Source organism: Caballeronia sp. J97, assembly GCF_905220305.1.
Lineage (GTDB): Bacteria > Pseudomonadota > Gammaproteobacteria > Burkholderiales > Burkholderiaceae > Caballeronia.
In genome coordinates this window covers 198,443-216,822 of record NZ_CAJMZL010000004.1, presented here as the reverse complement: position 1 = coordinate 216,822, position 18,380 = coordinate 198,443, and the positions used below count along the sequence as shown (strand labels likewise).

Below are 18,380 nucleotides of genomic sequence, written 5' to 3'. Positions count from 1 at the left end.
GCGCCCAACAAATGCGATACTCAATAGCATTCCTGCACCCTTGAACGCGCAACGGCATCGCTCACAGTACGGAATCGAGCGCCCGTTCGCGCATCTTTCCGATGACCGACTCCGCTGCCCCCACTTTTGCCTGCGCACGCTACATCAAAGAAATCGGCCGTGGGCCGAACGGCGCGCGCGCTCTTTCTCGCGACGACACCTACGCGCTCTACGAAGCGATGCTCGAGGACCGCGTCCCCGAACTCGAACTGGGCGCGGTGCTGCTCGCCTACCGCGTCAAGGGCGAATCCGCCGCCGAACTCGCCGCGATGCTTTCCGCCGCACATCGCTCGTTCGAGCCGCTCCATGTCCAGGATGGCCGCGAGCACGCGCGGCCCGTGTCGATTCCGAGCTACAACGGCGCGCGCAGGACGCCGAATCTGGTGCCTCTCCTGTCGCTTCTGCTCGCGCGCGAAGGCGTGCCGGTGCTGGTGCACGGCGTCAGCGACGATCCCGGCCGCGTGACGAGCGCCGAAATCTTCGCCGAACTGGGCATCGCGCACGCGGCTTCGCACGATGAAATCGAAGACAGCCTCGCGTCGCGCCGTCTCGCGTTCGCGCCGATCACCGTGCTCGCGCCAAAGCTCGCGCGTCTCCTCGCGCTCAGACGCCGCATGGGCGTGCGCAATTCGACGCACACACTCGTGAAAATTCTTCAGCCGTTCGCCGATCCGGGCCTGAGGCTCGTCAACTACACGCATCCGGAGTATCGCGAGAGCCTCACTGGGCTTTTCACCGAGCACCCAGACGCGGCGGCGGGCGGCGCACTGCTTGCGCGCGGCACGGAAGGCGAAGCCGTCGCGGATACGCGTCGCCAGGTCCAGGTCGACTGGTTCCACGACGGCCACGTCGACACGCTGATCGCGCCGGAGCATTCGCAGCCGGACGCGCCGCGCGTCGATCTGCCTGAGACGCTCGATGCCGCGACCACCGCGCGCTGGATCGAATGCGTGCTGCGCGGTGACGTGCCGGTGCCGCCCGCGGTCGCGCGGCAGGTCGAAGTGATCGCCGATGTCGTTCGCAAACCGGTCGATAACTAGGCAAACCCGATTTGACACATTCTTCAGCGCTGGTTTAAAGTGAACGCCATGAGCTTCAACCAGCACGTCTCCCTCCGAATTATCTCGGGCCGCCTAGCGCGGCCCCTATCGCTACGTCTAGCGTAAGTCGCCAGACGTAGCGCCGTGCGTCGCAAGGCGCGCGGTCCTGCCAGCAGTTCCCGCAGTTCCTTTTCTTACCACCTGTAGTCGTCAGCTTTTTCGTTCGCGCATCCCGCGAGACGAAAACGCGAGGGTCAAATGCACGCTGCTTCGCGCACGTTCACGTTGGTCGCAGGCGTCACCATCGCTGGTGACTCCGTGACACGCGCGCACGGCCCAGTCTCACGTGCATTCCGCCACGCCCGGCCAGCCGCCGGACACGGCCTCTCTCGCAGGCGCTACGCAAACCGTCCAAAGAGAGATCGACGATCATGATGCCGAACCCCGCCGAGAAATACCGCCCGTTTCCGCAAGTCCGTCTGAATGGCCGCCGCTGGCCGAACCGCACGATCGAGAAGGCGCCCATCTGGATGAGCACCGATCTGCGCGACGGCAACCAGTCGCTCATCGAGCCGATGAGCATCGCCGCGAAGCTCGAATTCTTCGAGATGCTGGTGAAAATCGGGTTCAAGGAAATCGAGGTGGGCTTCCCGTCGGCATCGCAGACCGATTTCGATTTCGTGCGCAAATTGATCGACGAAAAGCGCATTCCGGACGACGTGACCATCGAAGTGCTCGTGCAGTCGCGCCGCGAGCTGATCGAGCGCACGTTCGAAGCCGTCGAAGGCGCGAGCAAGGTGATCGTGCATCTCTACAACGCGATCGCGCCGGCGTTCCGCAAGATCGTGTTCAACCAGTCGAAAGAGGACGTCAAGGCGCTCGCCGTGGAAGGCACGCGCATCATCAAGGAATGTGCGGCGGCGCGGCCGGACACGCACTGGATCTACCAGTATTCACCCGAGACCTTCAGCATGACGGAGCTCTCGTTCGCGCGCGAAGTCTGCGACGCGGTCGCGCAAATGTGGCGTCCGACGCCCGATCACAAGATGATCGTGAATCTGCCCGCGACGGTCGAAGCCGCGATGCCCAACGTGTTCGCCGATCAGGTCGAGTGGATGGACCGCAACATGGGCTTTCGCGACAGCATCGTGCTGTCGGTGCATCCGCACAACGATCGCGGCACGGCGGTCGCGGCGGCGGAAATGGCGGTGCTCGCGGGCGCGGACCGGATCGAAGGCTGCCTGTTCGGCAACGGCGAGCGCACCGGCAACGTCGATCTCGTCACGCTCGCGATGAATCTGTACACACAGGGCATCGACCCGGGCCTCGACTTCTCCGATATCGACGCAGTGCGCCGCGTCGTCGAGCGCTGCAACCAGATTCCGGTGCATCCGCGCCATCCGTATGCGGGCGACCTCGTGTTCACCGCGTTTTCGGGTTCGCATCAGGACGCGATCCGCAAGGGCTTTGCGCAGCGCGTGTCGGGCACGACGTGGGAAGTGCCCTATCTGCCGATCGATCCGGCCGATCTCGGCCGCAGCTACGATGCCGTGATCCGTGTGAACAGTCAGTCCGGCAAGGGCGGTTCGACGTATCTGCTCGAACGCGGGCTGGGCTTCACGCCGCCGCGGCGCGTGCAGATCGAGTTCAGCCACGCCGTGCAACGGATCGCCGATGCATCGGGCGCGGAAATCGGCGGTGAAGCGATTTGCGAACTCTTCGAGCGCGAGTATTTCGACGCCGGCGGGCCGGTATCGCGCGTCGACGTTTCGACGCTGGCGGTGTTCGGGCGGCGCGTTGCGCTGACGCCGGCGGCGAGCGCTGCAAGTGGCGACGCTTACGCGCAGGCGGTCGCCTCGGCGCTCGGCGCGGACGCGAACGTGAACTGGTTCGAGACAGCCGTGACTGCGAGCGGCGACACCGCGGCGTTCGTCGGCTGCCGCGTCGGCGATGGTCCGACCCGCTTCGGCGTCGCGGTGCATGCGAATCCGGCGCTCGCGGTCGCCGATGCCGTCGTGAGCGCGGTCAACCGCTCCGGGCGGATCGTCGACGACGTGCGGCAGGACGAGGCCGTCGAAGCGTGACGCGCGGCGCGCGTGGCTATTCGAGCGCCACGCGCGTCGCCTGCAGCGCGAGCAGTTGCCATTGACCTTCGGTCTGCACGTGAACGGCGGTATAGGCGATCGGAAACAGCAGCGCGCCGTTCTTCGATTCCATCTCGATCAACGCTCGACCCGACACGAGACACGTATCGCGGCCGGCAGGCAGCACGTCCTGCGACTGAATCTCGATCTGGCGATAGCGGCGGCGGCCCGCGGTGATCGCGTCGATGAACTGGCGCTTCGTCTCCCGCTTGCCGTTGGTGTGGACGTAGCTGACGTTTTCGGCCAGCAGCGCATCCAGCGCCGGGCCGTCGCCCTCGACCATGGCACGGAAGCGGTCGCGCTCGAGGCCGCGGATGGCCTCAATGGTTTTTGCCGGCATCTGTCGATTCCCCTTGTGTCGAGGAACCGATGCGCCGGCGCCTCGTCAGAAGTTGTATTGCAGATATAGCTGGCTGAAATTTATACCAGGATTCGGCTCTTTGATACCGCCGTTCGACAGATGCTGGAAACGAAGGCCCGCCTGATAGTTCTGCTTCGCGCCGAAGATCATGCCGACGCCCACCATGTCCGCGAACTGGAACGCCGACCCCACGCTGAAATCCTCCGTAATGCGCGTGTGCGAAAGCAGCCGCACGCCGACGCCGGCCTCGATGAACGGCCGGAAGTAGCCCGCGCTCTTCACGAAGCGCACCACCGGCGTAATGCCGATTTCCCAGATGTTCGGATGCACGGCGTTGTCCTCGGTCGTATGCCAGAAGGACACATGGCCCTCGCCGATGAGCGTGAAGTGAAAGCCGCCGATCTCCCACCAGGTGAGGCCCGGGTCCCAGGACACGCCGATATCGGCTTTTTTGATGTCGCGGTCGGCCACGCCGCCCGCCACCTGGACGCCGAATCGATCAGCATGTGCCGCCGTCGATGCGAGGCCAAACACAGCACACACTGCCACGCGCGATAGCGGGCGATGCCGTAAACTCTTGTTTTTATGCATGAGCACCCCATTTACCCGGAAGAAGGGCGTGTTGCACTAGCTACAGTCGTCTGGCGAATTCTAGTGACGTTTTGAAACAATTGCAGAAATCGCATCGCGTCTCGCTAGTTCGTTGAATTTTCTTTCGCCGCGGCGCACAAAACCGGCAATTGATTCGAGGATAAATCCGTCTTCGGTAGCTTCTTCCGCGCTCTGCGCAACAGTCTGTCCTATTGGTCCCGCAAATTCGATAGTTTTTGTGGGAACTCCCACATTCCCCCTTGCTCTAACACTTAGCACTCGTTGAAGCGGAGTGCTAATATCGTGTCTGACCTGCCGCCGTTTTAAGCGGCATGTGAATAGTTGATAAGGAGCTTATGAGCGTGACCAATGCGATGACCCTTCCGAATGTTGTGAACTCGGCACCTGCCAAGGCATCTTCGGCAGGCGCGCTGACGTACGCACAGTCGTCGATGCTGACCGGCCAGATCGGCAACATCGATTCATACATACAAGCAGTGAACCGTATTCCGATGCTTTCACAGGCAGAGGAACGACAGTACGCCACCGAATTTCGCGAGCAGGGCAACCTGAACGCCGCGCGCCAGCTAGTGCTTTCGCACCTGCGCCTTGTCGTGTCGATCGCCCGTAACTATCTTGGTTACGGACTGCCGCACGCGGACCTGATCCAGGAAGGCAACATCGGTCTGATGAAGGCCGTGAAGCGCTTCGACCCGGAGCAAAACGTGCGCCTGGTGTCGTATGCCATGCACTGGATCAAGGCCGAGATCCACGAATACATCCTGCGCAACTGGCGCATGGTGAAGGTCGCGACGACCAAGGCACAGCGCAAGCTGTTCTTCAACCTGCGTAGCCACAAGACCAGTCATTCGGCGTTCACGCCGGACGAGATCGACGGTCTCGCGAACGAGCTGAACGTGAAGCGCGAGGAAGTCGCGGAGATGGAAACGCGCTTGTCGGGCGGCGATATCGCGCTCGAAGGCCAGGTCGAGGACGGCGAAGAAGCGTTCGCGCCGATCGCCTATCTGGCCGATTCGCACAACGAGCCGACCAACGTCATCGCTGCGCGCCAGTTCGACAAGCTGCAAAGCGACGGCCTCGCCGACGCACTCGAATCGCTCGATGAGCGCAGCCGCCGGATCATCAAGGCGCGCTGGCTCGACGTGCAGGACGACGGCTCGGGCGGCAAGACGCTGCATGAACTCGCCGACGAGTTCGGCGTATCGGCGGAGCGCATTCGCCAGATCGAGGCGAGCGCGATGAAGAAGATGCGCTCGGCGTTGCACGACTACGCATAACACCCGACTGTGCTGTAGCAGAAATTGAAGAGCCCGCCGTCGACAAGACGGCGGGCTCTTTCTTTTGCTCCGCGCTGAAAAAACAAACGGCACCCGAAGGTGCCGCTCGTTTTCAACCATCGGCTATCGCGTCAGGCTGGCATCGGTGCAGTGCCGCCGCCGCTGCCCGACAAGCGCGTGGACAACTGCGTCGCGTAACGTTGCGCCGCCGCACCTACAACGATGTGGAACGTATCCGCTGACACCCAGGCGACATCCAGCGAAGACAAGCGCTGACGATCGACCGACGCCGGATCGCGGACGACCACGCGCAGGCGCGTCTGGGCAACCGCGTCGAGCGAGGCGACGTTGGTCGCGCCGCCGAACACCGCGAGCCAGCGGAACGGGTCCGGATCGAGCGGACCGGGCGTCTGATCGGCGCTCGATGCTGCCGCGACCGGTTGCGCCGGCGCCGGCGTCGACGATGCGGGCGTCGCGCCGCGCGTCGACGAGTGCTCGAGTTCGCTTCGGATTTCATCGGCGATCAGGTCGGCTTCCGGCCCGATGATCACCTGCACGTTGGTCGCGCCGCGCTTGAGCACGCCGCGCGCGCCGATCGTCTTCAACTGCGGCTCCGACACTTTCTCCGAATCCACGACCGACAGACGCAGACGCGTCGTGCAGGCATCGACGAGCGTCAGGTTGGACGCCCCGCCGAGTGCCGCGATGTACTTCGCAGCGCGCGAGTTCGACGCCGACGCAACCGCGCCCGGAACCGGCGGAATCAGACCGCCCGCGACCGTGGTATCGACATCCGTTTCCGCATCGGTCGTCGCGGGCTCGCGGCCCGGCGTGGCCATGTTGAATTTGCGGATGAAGAAGCGGAACAGCCCATAGTAGACGACGAAGTACACCGCGCCGATCACGAGCGCGAGCCAGCCGCGCTGCGACAGACCATAGTTCAGCACGTAGTCGATCGCGCCCGCCGAGAACGTGAATCCCAGGTGGATGCCGAGCGCCGAGCAGATCGCGAGCGACAGGCCGGTCAAGACCGCGTGAATCGCGTAGAGCACCGGAGCGAGGAACATGAAGCTGTACTCGATCGGCTCGGTCACGCCCGTCAAGAACGCGGTCAGCGCCATGGAGAACAGCAGGCCGCCGACGATCGCGCGGCGCTCCTTCGGCGCTTCATGGAACATCGCGAGACAGGCTGCCGGCAGGCCGAACATCATGATCGGGAAGAAGCCGGTCATGAAGCCGCCCGCGGTGGGGTCGCCCGCGAAGAAGCGATGCAGGTCGCCATGCACCACCGCGCCGCCGCCCGGGGGCGTGAACGAGCCGAACACGAACCACGCGAGAGAGTTGATGATGTGATGCAGGCCCGTCACGAGCAGGATCCGGTTCAGCACGCCGAACACGAAGGTGCCGAGTGCGCCGGCCGTCGTCAGCCAGTTGCCCGCGCCGTCGATGGCCGCCTGCACCGGCTGCCATATGTAGCCGAAGACGATCCCGAGCGCGAGACACGCGACGCCCGTGACGATCGGCACGAAACGCTTGCCGCCGAAGAACGCCAGATATTCGGGCAGCTTGATGTCCTTGTACCGGTTGTACAGATAGCCGGCCACCATACCGGCGATGATCCCCGACAGCACGCCCATGTTGAGCTTGTCGTTGATGTCCTTCATCACGGCCACTTCGATCAGATAGCCGATCGCTCCGGCGAGGCCCGCCGTGCCGTTGTTGTCCTTCGCGAAACCAACCGCCACGCCGATCGCGAACAGGAGCGGCAGGTTGGTGAAGATCGCATCGCCGGCGTCGGCGATCATCTTGATGTTGAAGACATCGGGCTGACCGAGACGCAGAAGCAGGCCGGCCACCGGTAGTACGGCGATCGGCAGCATCAGCGCGCGGCCTAGTCGCTGCATCTTTGCAAACGGGTTGGCGTCCATCGGGTTCTCCAAAAATATAAGTCTTGTCGTTACTGCTTCGGGGGATGATGAAAAAGCATCCGTGAAACCGGCTGCAGAACGGACGGTTAGTCCTGAGGCCAGATTTCGCGGCTTGCCGCTCTCACTGCCTGAGCCGATTCGAGCGCGAGGCAATCCTCGGCGCGCTGACGGCACAGTTGGTAATCGAGATTGCGCACGCGCGCCTTGATGCCGGGCACGGAAACCGGATCGACCGACAATTCCGTCACGCCGAGCCCGATGAGCAAGGGCGCCGCGACCGGATCGCCGCCGAGCGCCCCGCATACGCCGACCCATTTGCCGTGCTTTTCCGCGCCCTGCACCGCCGCCTTGACGAGCCGCAGCACGGCAGGATGCAGACCGTCGGACTGCGCGGCGAGATCGGGCTGGCAACGGTCCATCGCGAGGGTGTACTGCGTGAGATCGTTGGTGCCGATCGAGAGGAAATCGGCGTGCTTCGCGAGTTGATCGGCAAGCAGCGCCGCCGACGGCACTTCGATCATCACGCCCACTTCGATCGGCTCGGTGCGACCTGCTTCGCGCGCGAGTTCGTCAATACGTGCGCGCAGGCGCTGCAACTCGCCGGCATCGGTCACCATCGGCAGGAGGATGCGCACGGCGCCCGCGGGCTTCACGGCGAGCAGGCCGCGCAACTGGTCGTCGAGCAAGTCGGGACGCACTTGCGCGAGACGGATGCCGCGCAGGCCGAGCGCCGGGTTTTCCTCGGGCGGCAGCGTCAGATAATCGACTTCCTTGTCCGCGCCGACATCGAGCGTGCGGATGATCGCGGTGCGGCCCTGCAAGGCATCGACGATGCCCTGATAGCTTTGCGCGTGCTCCGCGACCGTCGGCGCCGACTGGCGATGGATGAACAGCAGTTCGGTGCGCAGCAGGCCGACCGCATCGGCGCCGTTCTCGACGGCGGCGCGGGCGTCGTCGAGCGTCGCGATGTTCGCGGCGACTTCGATATGCCGGCCGTCTTTCGTCGATGCAGTTTCCCGCGACAGCTTCCGGTTTGCCTCGCGCACGCTCGCGAGACGCTCGCGTTCGTTGCGCGCGCGTTCGACGTCGAGCGCGGTCGGCGCGTGCTCGACGCGTCCCGCCGATGCATCGACGACCACCTGCGTGCCGTCGGGAATCGCATGCAGCGCATCGCCGATGGCGACGAGCGCCGGAATGCCGATCTGCCGCGCGATGATCGCCGCGTGCGACGTCGCGCCGCCGCGCGCCATCACGAGCGCGGTGACACGCGTGCGGTCGATCGATGACAGATCGGACGGCGTGAACTCGGTGGCGGCGAGCACCGCTTCTTCGGGCAACTCGCGCGCTGCCGTGTTGCTGAGCCCGAGCGCGCGCAACACGCGTTTCTCGATATCGCGCAGATCGGCCGCGCGCTCGGCGAGCAAGTCGTCCTGCACGTTCGAAAGCAGCGCGATCTGCGCGCGGATCGCCTCGCGCCACGCGAAACCCGCGCTCTTGCCGAGGCTGATCAGATCGCGCGCGGCATCGACGAGCGTCGGATCTTCGAGCAGCACGCGATGCACCGCGAAAATGCCCGCTTCGCCGACCGCGCCGCGCTGCGACGCGGTGCGTACGGTTTCGCCCAGTTCGGCGTCGACCTGCGCGATGGCTTTATCGAGCGCCCGGCTTTCCGCCGCCGACGAACCGCTCGCCTGTTCCGGCGGCACGATTTCCTGATCGTCCCAGCGCACCAGCTTGCCGACCGCGATGCCCGGCGCCGCGCACACGCCCGCGAGCGTGTTCGGCGGCAACGGCTCACCCGATACGCCCGCCTTCACGACCGGCGCCGGCGACTTCGCGCGCGCGGGCGTCTCTTCGACTTCGCCCTGCGCCGCGCGCAGCAGCTCCGTGGCGACCGCTTCGACGGCTTGTTGCGCCTGCGCGCCGATGCCGACGAGCTCGATCGTCGCGCCCTCGCCCGCACCGAGACCGAGCAGACCGACCACGCTTTCGACCGGCGCCTTCTTGCCTTCGTAGCGCACTTCGACCTTCGCGTCGAAGCCGCGCGCCGCCTCGCGCGCCCGCGCCGCCGGACGCGCATGCAAGCCACCTGCATGCGCCAGCGTCAGGCTGCGGCGCGCCTCTTCCAGTACGACCACGCCCGCGCGCGCCGTCTCGGCCTTCTCGCCCTGCTTCGCGCGCAGGACCAGCATGCGCGAGCCCGCGTTCAGCACGCCACGGCCGGCGCGATCGGCGACATCGAAGGCATCGCCATTGGCGACCGCGATCACCGAGACGAGACTCGGCGCGTGCCGCGCGACGAAGTCGGCATCGAATTCGATGAGCGGCTCGCCCGCGCGCACCGTCGCGCCCTGCTGGACTTTCGGCGTGAAACCCTTGCCGCCGAGCTCGACCGTGTCGATGCCGATGTGCACCAGAATCTCCGCGCCTTCTTTCGTGCGCAGCGTCACGGCGTGATGCGTACGCGCGAGATGCGTGATGGTGCCGTCGCAGGGCGAGACGAGCACGTTATCGAGCGGATCGATGCCGATGCCGTCGCCGAACATGCCCTCGGCGAACACGGGATCGGGCACCTCGGCGAGCGGCACGACGGGACCGGTGAACGGCGCGAGCAGCACGACGTCGTTCGGGTTATCGATGGAATGGTTCAACAGGGACTCCTCGGCACGGCGCATCGGCTATCTCACTCAATGGGTTTCGGTGACCTTGTTCAGGTGGCGCGGCGCATCGGGATTGCGCCCGCGCGCGGCGGCCAGACCCGCGGCCATCACATAGAACGAAAGGATCGCGGCGATCGGATCGAGCGCCGGATGATCGGTGGCGACGAGCGGCAGTTCCGCCTGCGCGACGTCGTCCGGCGCGGCGAGCAGCACACGCGCGCCGCGAGCGCGCATATCGGCTGCAAGCTGGATGAGCCCCGCCTGCTCCGGCCCGCGCGGCGCGAACACGAGCAGCGGATAGTCTTTATCGATGATTTCCATCGGACCATGACGCACTTCCGCGCTCGAAAACGCTTCGGCCTGGATGCCCGACGTTTCCTTCAGTTTGAGCGCGGCCTCCTGCGCGATGGCGAGACCGAGGCCACGGCCGATCACGATCATGCGATCGACGTTTTTCAACTCGTCGACGGCGCGCGTCCAGTCGAGCCTGCCGGCGGCGCGCAGCGCGTCGGGCAGCGTCTTCAGCGCGTTGAGCAATTCGACGTCGCGCTGGACGTGCGCGATCACGATCGCCGACAGCGACAGCATCGCGATATAGCTCTTCGTCGCGGCGACGGAAAGTTCAGGGCCGGCGAGCAAAGGCAGGAAGTATTCGCACGCGTCTTCGAGCGGAGAGCCATTGACGTTGACGGCGGCCACGGTAAACGCGCCCGCATCGCGCAGCGCCTGCATCGTGCCGACGAGGTCGGGGCTCTTGCCCGATTGCGAGAACGCGACGGCGAGTTGTCCGGAGACGCGCAGCGGCGCCTGCTGGAGCGTCGCGACCGACATCGGCAGCGACGCGACCGGCACGCCGATGCGGCTCATCGTCAGGCTTGCGAAATAACTGGCGGCGTGGTCCGAGCTGCCGCGCGCGACCGTCAGCGCGACATTGCGCGGCTGCTCCTTGAGCTTCTCCGCGAGTTCCTCGATGCGCGAGGTATCGGCGAGCTGGGCCGCGACGACGTCGGCGGACTCCAGCGCCTCATTAAGCATATTCGACAATTGATTCTCCTTCGACGTACGTGGCGGTCAGCGCGTGTTCCCGGTCGAGCACGACGAGATCGGCCCATGCGCCGCGCGCGATGCGGCCGCGGTCTTCGAGTCCGAGATAGTCGGCGGGGAAACGCGACAGGCGATTCGAGACGTCCGCGAGCGGAATGCCCAGCGAAACGAGATTGCGCAGCGCCTGATCCATCGTCAGGGTGCTGCCGGCGAGCGTGCCGTCCGCGAGACGCACGCCGCCCATGCATTTGGTGACATGCTGGCTGCCGAGGCGATATTCGCCGTCGGGCATGCCGGCGGCCGAGGTGCTGTCGGTCACGACGTAGAGGCGCGGGATCGCGCGCATCGCGGCGCGAATGGCGCCCGGATGCACGTGCAGCAGGTCGGGAATGAGTTCGGCGTATTCGGCATGCGCGAGTGCGGCGCCGACCATGCCGGGATCGCGGTGATGCAGCGGCGACATCGCGTTGAACAGATGCGTGAAGCCGCGCGCGCCGTGTTTGAGCGCGTTGACGGCGTCGTCGTACGTACCGAGCGAATGACCGAGCTGCACGCGCACGCCGCGCGCGGCCAGTTCGGAAATGATGTCGAGATGACCCGAGATCTCCGGCGCGATCGTGACGACGCGGATCGGCGCGAGCTCGAGATACTTGAGCACTTCATCGCGCACGGCGACGGCGGCGGCGTCCGGCTGCGCGCCGAGCTTGCCGGGATTGATGTACGGGCCTTCCAGATGCACGCCCAGCATGCGCGCGCCGCCGGCGGCGCGGTGTTTCGCCTGTTCGCCGAGACCCGCGACGACGGCCATGAGTTCATCGCGCGGGGCGGTCATCGTGGTGGCGAGCAGGCTCGTGGTGCCGTGCTGCGCATGCTGGCGCGCGACGGTGTCCGCCGCGTCGCCGCCTTCCATGATGTCGCGCCCGCCGCCGCCATGCACGTGCAGGTCGATGAAGCCCGGCAGGATGTACGGCGCGTCGTTGGCGAGCGGATCGGCGATATGGCCTTCGAGCGCCGTCACGCGGCCGTTTTCGAATCGGACCGAGCCGTGGATCCAGCCGTCGGTCGTGAGTATGTTTCCTTTCAGCATGAAGTTCTCTGGAAGTACGCGATGCATGAATGAGGTTCGGCGCCGTCCGCGCCGTGCTGCGAGCAGGCTTTCGTCGCGAAAGTAGCGAACGGCTTCCTTGGATCCTCTCGTTCTCTTGTTTGCCCTGTTGATGCTTCCTGGGTCATGCGCGTCTGTGCCGACGCTTATCGATGCAGTTCCGCGACGAAGTCGTAGTAGTCGTCGCGGCAGTAGGTGTCCGTCAATTCGATGGCACGCTGATCCGCCGAATAGCCGATGCGCGTGATCACGAGCAATGCGGCGCGCGGCGCCACACCCATCAGCCGCGCGATTTCCGCGCCCGCGTTCACCGCGCGGAAGTGCTGCAATGCGCGCACCACCGACAACCCGCGCTCCTCCAGATATCGATACAGCGATGCGCCGATCGCAAGCGGGTCCGGCACGACCGCGACAGGCAAGGTCGAATGCTCGACCGCCATCACGATGCCGTCCGCGCGGCGCAACCGCCGCAGGCTCGCAACGGACGCGCCCGGCGACAAACCGAGACGCACGGCTTCGTCGCGATTCGCTGCGCGCAGTCCGCGATCGAGCCAGATCGAGTCCGGCATGAAACCGCGTTGTTCCATCTTTCGGGTGAAACCAGTCAGCCGGGACAGCGGATCTTCGACGCGCGGCGTGATGAAAGTGCCCGCCCCGCGCACGCGCCGGATCAAGCCCTGCTCGACGAGCAACGCAAGCGCCTTTCTCGCCGTGATGCGCGACACGCCGACCCGTTCGGACAGCGTGCGCTCCGAAGGCAGCGCCTCGCCGGCCGCCCAGTTGCCCGCGTGGATCGCCCTGGCGAGCCGCGAGGCCAACTGAAGATAAAGCGGCGTGTCGCTCTGCGCGTCGGGCGTCAGGACTTGCCAACGATGCTCCATCTAACGCCCTCACCTGCTGAAGTGGAGCCCATTATATAACCAACATAATACCAGTCAATGTCGAGACCACCACTCACCTTTGAGGACAAAAATGCATAAAAATCAATTAGTTATAAAGTGTTTAACAGAAAACACGGAAACAAAACTGCTATCGGGACTTACCCGCATATGCAATCCACTTGCTGAACCACTTGCTTAATTGCCGGGCAACCCACTTTTCGGGCATTTTCGTATTCGCACGGTCGTTCTCCTTTGGCACAATGCATCCATTAGTTCGGATTCGCAATTAATTTCAACAAAACCAAAGAGAGAGACTGACACAATGGGCTATTCCGATCCGAGCCGGGCCGTCGAAGCGGTGCGCCGCTTCAACCGTTTTTACGCGCGCCACACGGGCGCACTCCACGAACGGCTGCATCAAAGCAGCTTTTCCCTGACTGAAGTACGCATCCTGCACGAGCTGGCGCAAGAGCGAGCCACCACGGCCGCCGACTTGTCGCGCAACCTCGGTCTGGATACGGGTTATCTGAGCAGGTTGATCAACAACTTTCAGAAACTCGGCCTGGTGATGCGACGAAAGAACGAGCTGGATGGTCGCGCGCATTTGCTGCACATCACGCCCGAGGCGAAAGCGAAGGTCGATGAAATAGATCTGCACGTTTCTGCCGAGACCGCCACGCTGCTCAAGCGGCTGAGCGCCGCCGAGATCGATCAGTTATGCACGGCGATGGCGGACGTGGAACGGCTGCTCTCCCCTGCGCGCGCCGATGGAGAAATCCGGCTGCGCGTGCCGCGCGGCGGAGACTTCGGCTGGATGATCGAGCGCCTGGCGCATCTCAGCGCGTGCGAGCGTCCGAAGCTCGTCAATGAGGCGTGCGCAACGCAAATGGTCGCAAGCTTTCTCTCCGCGATGCAGGCGAACACTCCGCGTATCGCCTGCTGGGTAGCGGAGCAGGCGAACGCCACGCGCATCGGAGCGGCGATGCTGGCGGCGGAGTCCGAAACACAAGCGCGCATCGAACTTTTGTTCGTCGAGCCGGGTGCGCGTCGGCGGGGACTGGGTGAGCAGCTGGTCGCGGCCTGCACGAATTTCGCGCACGGCGCTCGCTACGATCAGGTGATCTGCCGGCTCGAGGAGCCTCAGGAAGATCTTTGCGGGCTGTTCCTGCGAACTGGTTTCAAACCTGTGCAGGAAGGGTCGAGGGGCATCCTTTGGGAACGCGCGTTGCAGCAGATTCTCGTCGACTGAAAACTGCGGCGCAAAAAAACGGCGTCCCTCGGGACGCCGTAACAAATATGCGAGAAGTCCCGGTCAGAACGAAGGCACGACCGAACCCTTGAATTCGCTCTTGAGGAACTGGCGCACGTCTTCGGACTGGTAAGCCGCGACCAGCTTCTTCACCCACGGCTGATCCTTGTCCTTCGCCCGCACCGCGATCAGGTTCGCGTACGGGCTATGCACGTCCTCGAGCGCGATTGCGTCCTTTGTCGGTTGCAGGCCCGCTGCAAGCGCGAAGTTCGTATTGATCGCGGCGGCATCGACATCGGCGAGCGTGCGCGGCAATTGCGCGGCATCGAGTTCGACCAGCTTGATCTTCTTCGGATTCTCGGCCACGTCGAGCGCTGTCGCGTTATTGCCGTTCGTGCCGGCGCCCGCCTTCAGCTTGATCACGCCCTGCGACTGCAACAGCAGCAGCGCGCGATTCTCGTTCGACGGATCATTCGGCACCGCGACCTTCGCGCCTTGCGGCAAGTCCTTCAGCGACTTCAGTTTCTTCGAATACACGCCGAGCGGCGAGATATACGTGAGCCCCGCATTCACGATCTTGTAGCCGCGCTGCTTGACCTGACTGTCGAGATACGGCTGATGCTGAAAGCTGTTCGCGTCGAGATCGCCGGCGTCGAGCGCAGCGTTGGGCTGCACGTAGTCGTTGAACTCGATCACCTTCACGTTGAGCCCTTCGCGCTTCGCGACCTTCTGCACGACTTGCCAGATTTGCGCGTCGGGGCCGCTGATGGTGCCGACCTTGATCACCTTGTCGTCGGCGTGCGCGGCGAGACTCGTGAAGAGTGCGGCGGACGCCGCGACGGCGGTAATGGCTTTGAGCAAATTTCTGCGCTGCATGGTGTTCCTGTTTCGATGATGCGTTCTTGCTGGATTGCGTGATTCGACTCCGGCGAGCGATTCAAGCAGGGTGACGGATGTTCGCACGGCTTGGGTGCGAGAGGAAATATCGAATGCTCATGTGGATATCACCAGGCAGCACGGCGCGGATAGAATCGCGACAGAACGTCACAAACTCTCGCGCACCGGAGGCGATTTTCATCATGTACGTGATCAATCTTCGATATACAGGCGCGCTCGCCGAGATCGACGATGCCCTCGACGCACATCGCGTCTATCTCGAACGCTATTTCGCGGCGGGCATATTCGTCGTCGCGGGGCCAAAGGTGCCGCGCGAAGGCGGCATCATTCTGGCGTCGGGCATCGAACGCGATCGGCTCGATGCGATCATCGCGGAAGACCCGTTCGCGCAGCAAAGCCTCGCGCATTACGAGATCACCGAATTCAAGGCGACGCGGCTTGCACCCGGGCTGAATCTGCCCGAGCCATCCGCGGATAGTTGATGTGAAAAGTGGCCCGCACGGGCCACTTTCGCGATCAGTCGATCAGAAGCTTCAAGTCGTGGACCCACGGGTCCACGCCCTGCCCGTCGCGCGCGAAGAGACGCAGCTTGCCGTCCTTGTCGAACACGTAACTCGCGGCGGTGTGATCCATCGTGTAGTCGTCGGACGTCTTGCCCTGTGACTTCGCGTAGTAGACCCGAAAGTCTTTTGCGACCTGCGCGAGTTGTGCGTCGTTTGCGGGCCGCAAGCCGATATACGACGAGTTGAACGCCGCCACATACTGGCCGAGCAGATCGGGCGTGTCGCGGGCCGGATCGACGGTGACCATCAGCACCTGCACGTCCTTCGATTTGTCGCCGAGCTGCTGCATCGCTTGCGAGAGTTCGGCGAGCGTCGTCGGGCACACGTCCGGGCAATGCGTGTAGCCGAAGAACAGCACGACAGCCTTGCCCTTGAAGTCCGCGAGCGTGCGCGTCTTGCCGTGCGTGTCGGGTAGGGAGAAATCGCTGCCGAATTGCTTGTTGCCGGTGATATCGAGATTCTTGAAGTCGGGAGCTTTCTCGCAGGCCGACAGCAGCGCCGCGAAAACCAGCAGCGCAAAAACACGACGAAGGACGATCATCATGCGCCGATCACCGTGCGCACATAGTGATCGACGAGCAGCGCGCCGAAGAGCAGCGACAGATACACGATCGAATAACGGAAAGTCTTGCGTGCAAGCGCATCCGAATAGTCGCGATACATCTTCCACGCGTAACCGATGAAACCCGCGCCGAGCGCGATCGCGCTCGCCAGATAAACCACGCCGCTCATGCCGGAGATATACGGCATGAGCGTGACCGCGAACAGCACGAGCGTGTAAAGGAAGATGTTGAGCAGCGTGTACTTCTCGCCGTGCGTGACCGGGAGCATCGGGAGGCCGGCGTTTTCGTAGTCCTTGCGACGATACAGCGCGAGCGCCCAGAAATGCGGCGGCGTCCACACGAAGATGATCAGCACGAGAATCCACGCGTCGCCGGGCACGGTGCCCGTTACGGCGGCCCAGCCCAGCGCGGGCGGCATCGCTCCCGAGGCGCCGCCGATCACGATGTTCTGTGGCGTATAAGGCTTGAGCAGCAGCGTATAGATGACCGCATAGCCGACGAACGTGGCGATGGTGAGCCACATCGTGAGCGGATTGGTGAAGGTGTAGAGCGTCCACATGCCGATGCCGCCGAGCACTGCGGAGAACGTCAAGATCTGCGCCGGCGTGATTTGCCCGCGCGCGGACGGCCGCCACGCGGTGCGGCGCATCTTCGCATCGACTTTTTGCTCGACGAGACAATTGATGGCGAATGCCGCGCCGGCCAGCAACCAGATGCCGACGGCGCCGCCGATCAGTTTGTCCCACGGCACCATGCCGGGCGTGGACAGGAACATGCCGATGACGGCGCAGAACACGGCGAGCTGCGTCACGCGGGGCTTCGTCAGCGCGAGATACTGCGATGCGCGGCTGCCAAGTGGGGAATTGAGTGTCGTGCTATCCATGATGTGGAGTCACGCTGAAACGACGTCGCGCGCGGGAACTGCGGCGCGGCCGGGACGGCTGGAAGAGATTCGAAAGTTTAGCATAACGAGTAGCAGCAACAGGATCGCGGCCCCGCCGTTGTGCGCCACCGCGACCGGCAGCGGCCACTGGAGCACGATGTTCGACATGCCCGTCAGGAACTGGACGACGATCATCAACAATACGCCGTTCGCGGGCTTTCGCAGAGATTCGAAACGTCGCAGTCTCAGCGCGAGCCAGAGCAGATACAGCACGACGACGACCGCGAACGTGCGATGGGTCCAGTGAATCGCGACGAGCGCGTCCTGCGAGATCACGTCGCCGTCGCCGGTCATGCCGAGCGCACGCCAGAGATGAAAGCCGTGCTCGAAGTTCATCGGTGGCACCCATTGGCCGTTGCAGAGCGGAAAGTCCGTGCACGCCAGCACGGCGTAGTTCGTGCTGACCCAGCCGCCGAGCGCGATCTGCACGACGAGCAGCAGCAAGCCGAATGCCGCTGCGGGCATCCAGCGCGCGGCGGCCGAATCCAGCGACGGAATCGGCGTCATGCGCGCCGCGAGCCAGCCGAGCACGCCGAGGAGCGCGAGTCCGAGCAGCAAGTGCGTCGTCACGATCACCGGCTGGAGCTTCAACGTGACGGTCCACGCGCCGAACGCGCCCTGAAGCAGGATGAGCAGCAAAATGCCGGTGGGCCACCAGGGCGACACGTGCAGCGGACGCTTCTTGATGCGCGCCGTCCACGCGATGATCACCTGCGCGATGATCAGCACGCCGATCGCCATCGCGAAATAACGATGCAGCATCTCGATCCACGCCTTCACCATGCTGACGGGGCCGGTCGGCAACGCCTGATACGCGGCCGAAATCTGCGCGTGCGCGATGAACGGCGACGACGTGCCGTAGCAGCCGGGCCAGTCCGGGCAGCCGAGGCCGGAATCGGTGAGGCGCGTGAAGCCGCCGAACATGATGAGATCGAGCGTCAGAAAGGTCGTCAACCAGACGAGCTTGCGAAATTTGTCGTCATCGGCCTTGACCCACACGTACGACAGCGGCAACAGCGCGATACATATGCCGATCAGACCCAGTTGAAGCAGGAACATGTTTTCTACCTTCAG

General features: G+C 64.2%; 16 protein-coding genes. 5 read left to right on the top strand and 11 right to left on the bottom strand.

The annotated features are described in order from the left end of the window. Nucleotides 1–101 precede the first annotated feature (101 nt). On the top strand, nt 102–1,079 hold the full coding sequence (ybiB, locus tag U4Y90_RS09285) for a DNA-binding protein YbiB (protein ID WP_321794272.1): 978 nt from the start codon (nt 102–104) through the stop codon (nt 1,077–1,079). Between the two features lie 431 nt (nt 1,080–1,510). After that, nucleotides 1,511–3,163, top strand: coding sequence for a 2-isopropylmalate synthase (gene leuA, locus U4Y90_RS09280; protein ID WP_321794271.1), 1,653 nt, complete (start codon nt 1,511–1,513; stop codon nt 3,161–3,163). 16 nt (nt 3,164–3,179) lie between these two features. Here the strand turns inward: leuA and U4Y90_RS09275 are convergent, their stop codons facing one another. Then, the gene (locus U4Y90_RS09275; RefSeq protein ID WP_008351729.1) at nt 3,180–3,563 is read right to left on the bottom strand and encodes a nuclear transport factor 2 family protein; all 384 of its coding nucleotides are present in this window, start codon (nt 3,561–3,563) and stop codon (nt 3,180–3,182) included. A 45-nt stretch (nt 3,564–3,608) separates the two neighbouring features. Further along, nucleotides 3,609–4,175 carry an acyloxyacyl hydrolase gene (locus U4Y90_RS09270; RefSeq protein ID WP_321794270.1) on the bottom strand — a complete coding sequence of 189 codons (567 nt, stop codon included), beginning with the start codon at nt 4,173–4,175 and terminating at the stop codon, nt 3,609–3,611. A gap of 362 nt (nt 4,176–4,537) precedes the next feature. On the opposite strand from U4Y90_RS09270, the gene rpoH reads away from it, so the two are divergent. Beyond that, nucleotides 4,538–5,473: an RNA polymerase sigma factor RpoH gene (rpoH, locus tag U4Y90_RS09265; protein WP_321794346.1), complete on the top strand. Its 936-nt coding sequence runs from the start codon at nt 4,538–4,540 to the stop codon at nt 5,471–5,473. 131 nt (nt 5,474–5,604) lie between these two features. Here the strand turns inward: rpoH and nagE are convergent, their stop codons facing one another. The 5 genes from nagE to U4Y90_RS09240 form a co-directional block, all read right to left on the bottom strand. Then, nucleotides 5,605–7,401 carry an N-acetylglucosamine-specific PTS transporter subunit IIBC gene (nagE, locus tag U4Y90_RS09260; protein ID WP_321794269.1) on the bottom strand — a complete coding sequence of 599 codons (1,797 nt, stop codon included), beginning with the start codon at nt 7,399–7,401 and terminating at the stop codon, nt 5,605–5,607. Nucleotides 7,402–7,487: 86 nt separating this feature from the next. Further along, entirely contained in the window at nt 7,488–10,076 is a 2,589-nt protein-coding gene (gene ptsP, locus U4Y90_RS09255; RefSeq protein ID WP_321794268.1) for a phosphoenolpyruvate--protein phosphotransferase, read from the bottom strand. A gap of 12 nt (nt 10,077–10,088) precedes the next feature. Next, nucleotides 10,089–11,096, bottom strand: coding sequence for an SIS domain-containing protein (locus U4Y90_RS09250; RefSeq protein WP_321794345.1), 1,008 nt, complete (start codon nt 11,094–11,096; stop codon nt 10,089–10,091). Beyond that, nucleotides 11,089–12,192 (bottom strand): N-acetylglucosamine-6-phosphate deacetylase, encoded by a 1,104-nt coding sequence (gene nagA, locus U4Y90_RS09245; RefSeq protein ID WP_321794267.1) that lies wholly within the window; start codon nt 12,190–12,192, stop codon nt 11,089–11,091. Before nagA ends, U4Y90_RS09250 begins: the two co-directional genes overlap by 8 nt. Before the next feature lie 164 nt (nt 12,193–12,356). Beyond that, nucleotides 12,357–13,091: a GntR family transcriptional regulator gene (locus U4Y90_RS09240; RefSeq protein ID WP_321794266.1), complete on the bottom strand. Its 735-nt coding sequence runs from the start codon at nt 13,089–13,091 to the stop codon at nt 12,357–12,359. Between the two features lie 322 nt (nt 13,092–13,413). On the opposite strand from U4Y90_RS09240, the gene U4Y90_RS09235 reads away from it, so the two are divergent. Next, nucleotides 13,414–14,340, top strand: a complete 927-nt coding sequence (locus U4Y90_RS09235) for a bifunctional helix-turn-helix transcriptional regulator/GNAT family N-acetyltransferase (RefSeq protein ID WP_321794265.1) — start codon at nt 13,414–13,416, stop codon at nt 14,338–14,340. A gap of 63 nt (nt 14,341–14,403) precedes the next feature. Here the strand turns inward: U4Y90_RS09235 and U4Y90_RS09230 are convergent, their stop codons facing one another. Next, the gene (locus tag U4Y90_RS09230; protein WP_321794264.1) at nt 14,404–15,216 is read right to left on the bottom strand and encodes a MetQ/NlpA family lipoprotein; all 813 of its coding nucleotides are present in this window, start codon (nt 15,214–15,216) and stop codon (nt 14,404–14,406) included. 203 nt (nt 15,217–15,419) lie between these two features. Between U4Y90_RS09230 and U4Y90_RS09225 the strand changes: the two genes are divergently transcribed. Next, entirely contained in the window at nt 15,420–15,719 is a 300-nt protein-coding gene (locus U4Y90_RS09225; protein ID WP_321794263.1) for a YciI family protein, read from the top strand. A gap of 34 nt (nt 15,720–15,753) precedes the next feature. Here the strand turns inward: U4Y90_RS09225 and U4Y90_RS09220 are convergent, their stop codons facing one another. Genes U4Y90_RS09220 through U4Y90_RS09210 form a run of 3 tightly spaced genes read right to left on the bottom strand, consistent with a single transcriptional unit; the run spans nt 15,754 to nt 18,365 of the window. After that, a complete protein-coding gene (locus U4Y90_RS09220) occupies nt 15,754–16,344 on the bottom strand; it encodes an SCO family protein (protein ID WP_321794262.1) in 591 nt (196 codons plus the stop codon). Beyond that, complete coding sequence (gene cyoE / locus U4Y90_RS09215; RefSeq protein ID WP_321794261.1) at nt 16,341–17,246, bottom strand: heme o synthase; 906 nt, start codon at nt 17,244–17,246, stop codon at nt 16,341–16,343. The genes U4Y90_RS09220 and cyoE overlap by 4 nt, the downstream gene beginning before the upstream one ends. Nucleotides 17,247–17,255: 9 nt before the next feature. After that, nucleotides 17,256–18,365, bottom strand: coding sequence for a COX15/CtaA family protein (locus tag U4Y90_RS09210; RefSeq protein WP_321794260.1), 1,110 nt, complete (start codon nt 18,363–18,365; stop codon nt 17,256–17,258). Nucleotides 18,366–18,380 lie beyond the last annotated feature (15 nt).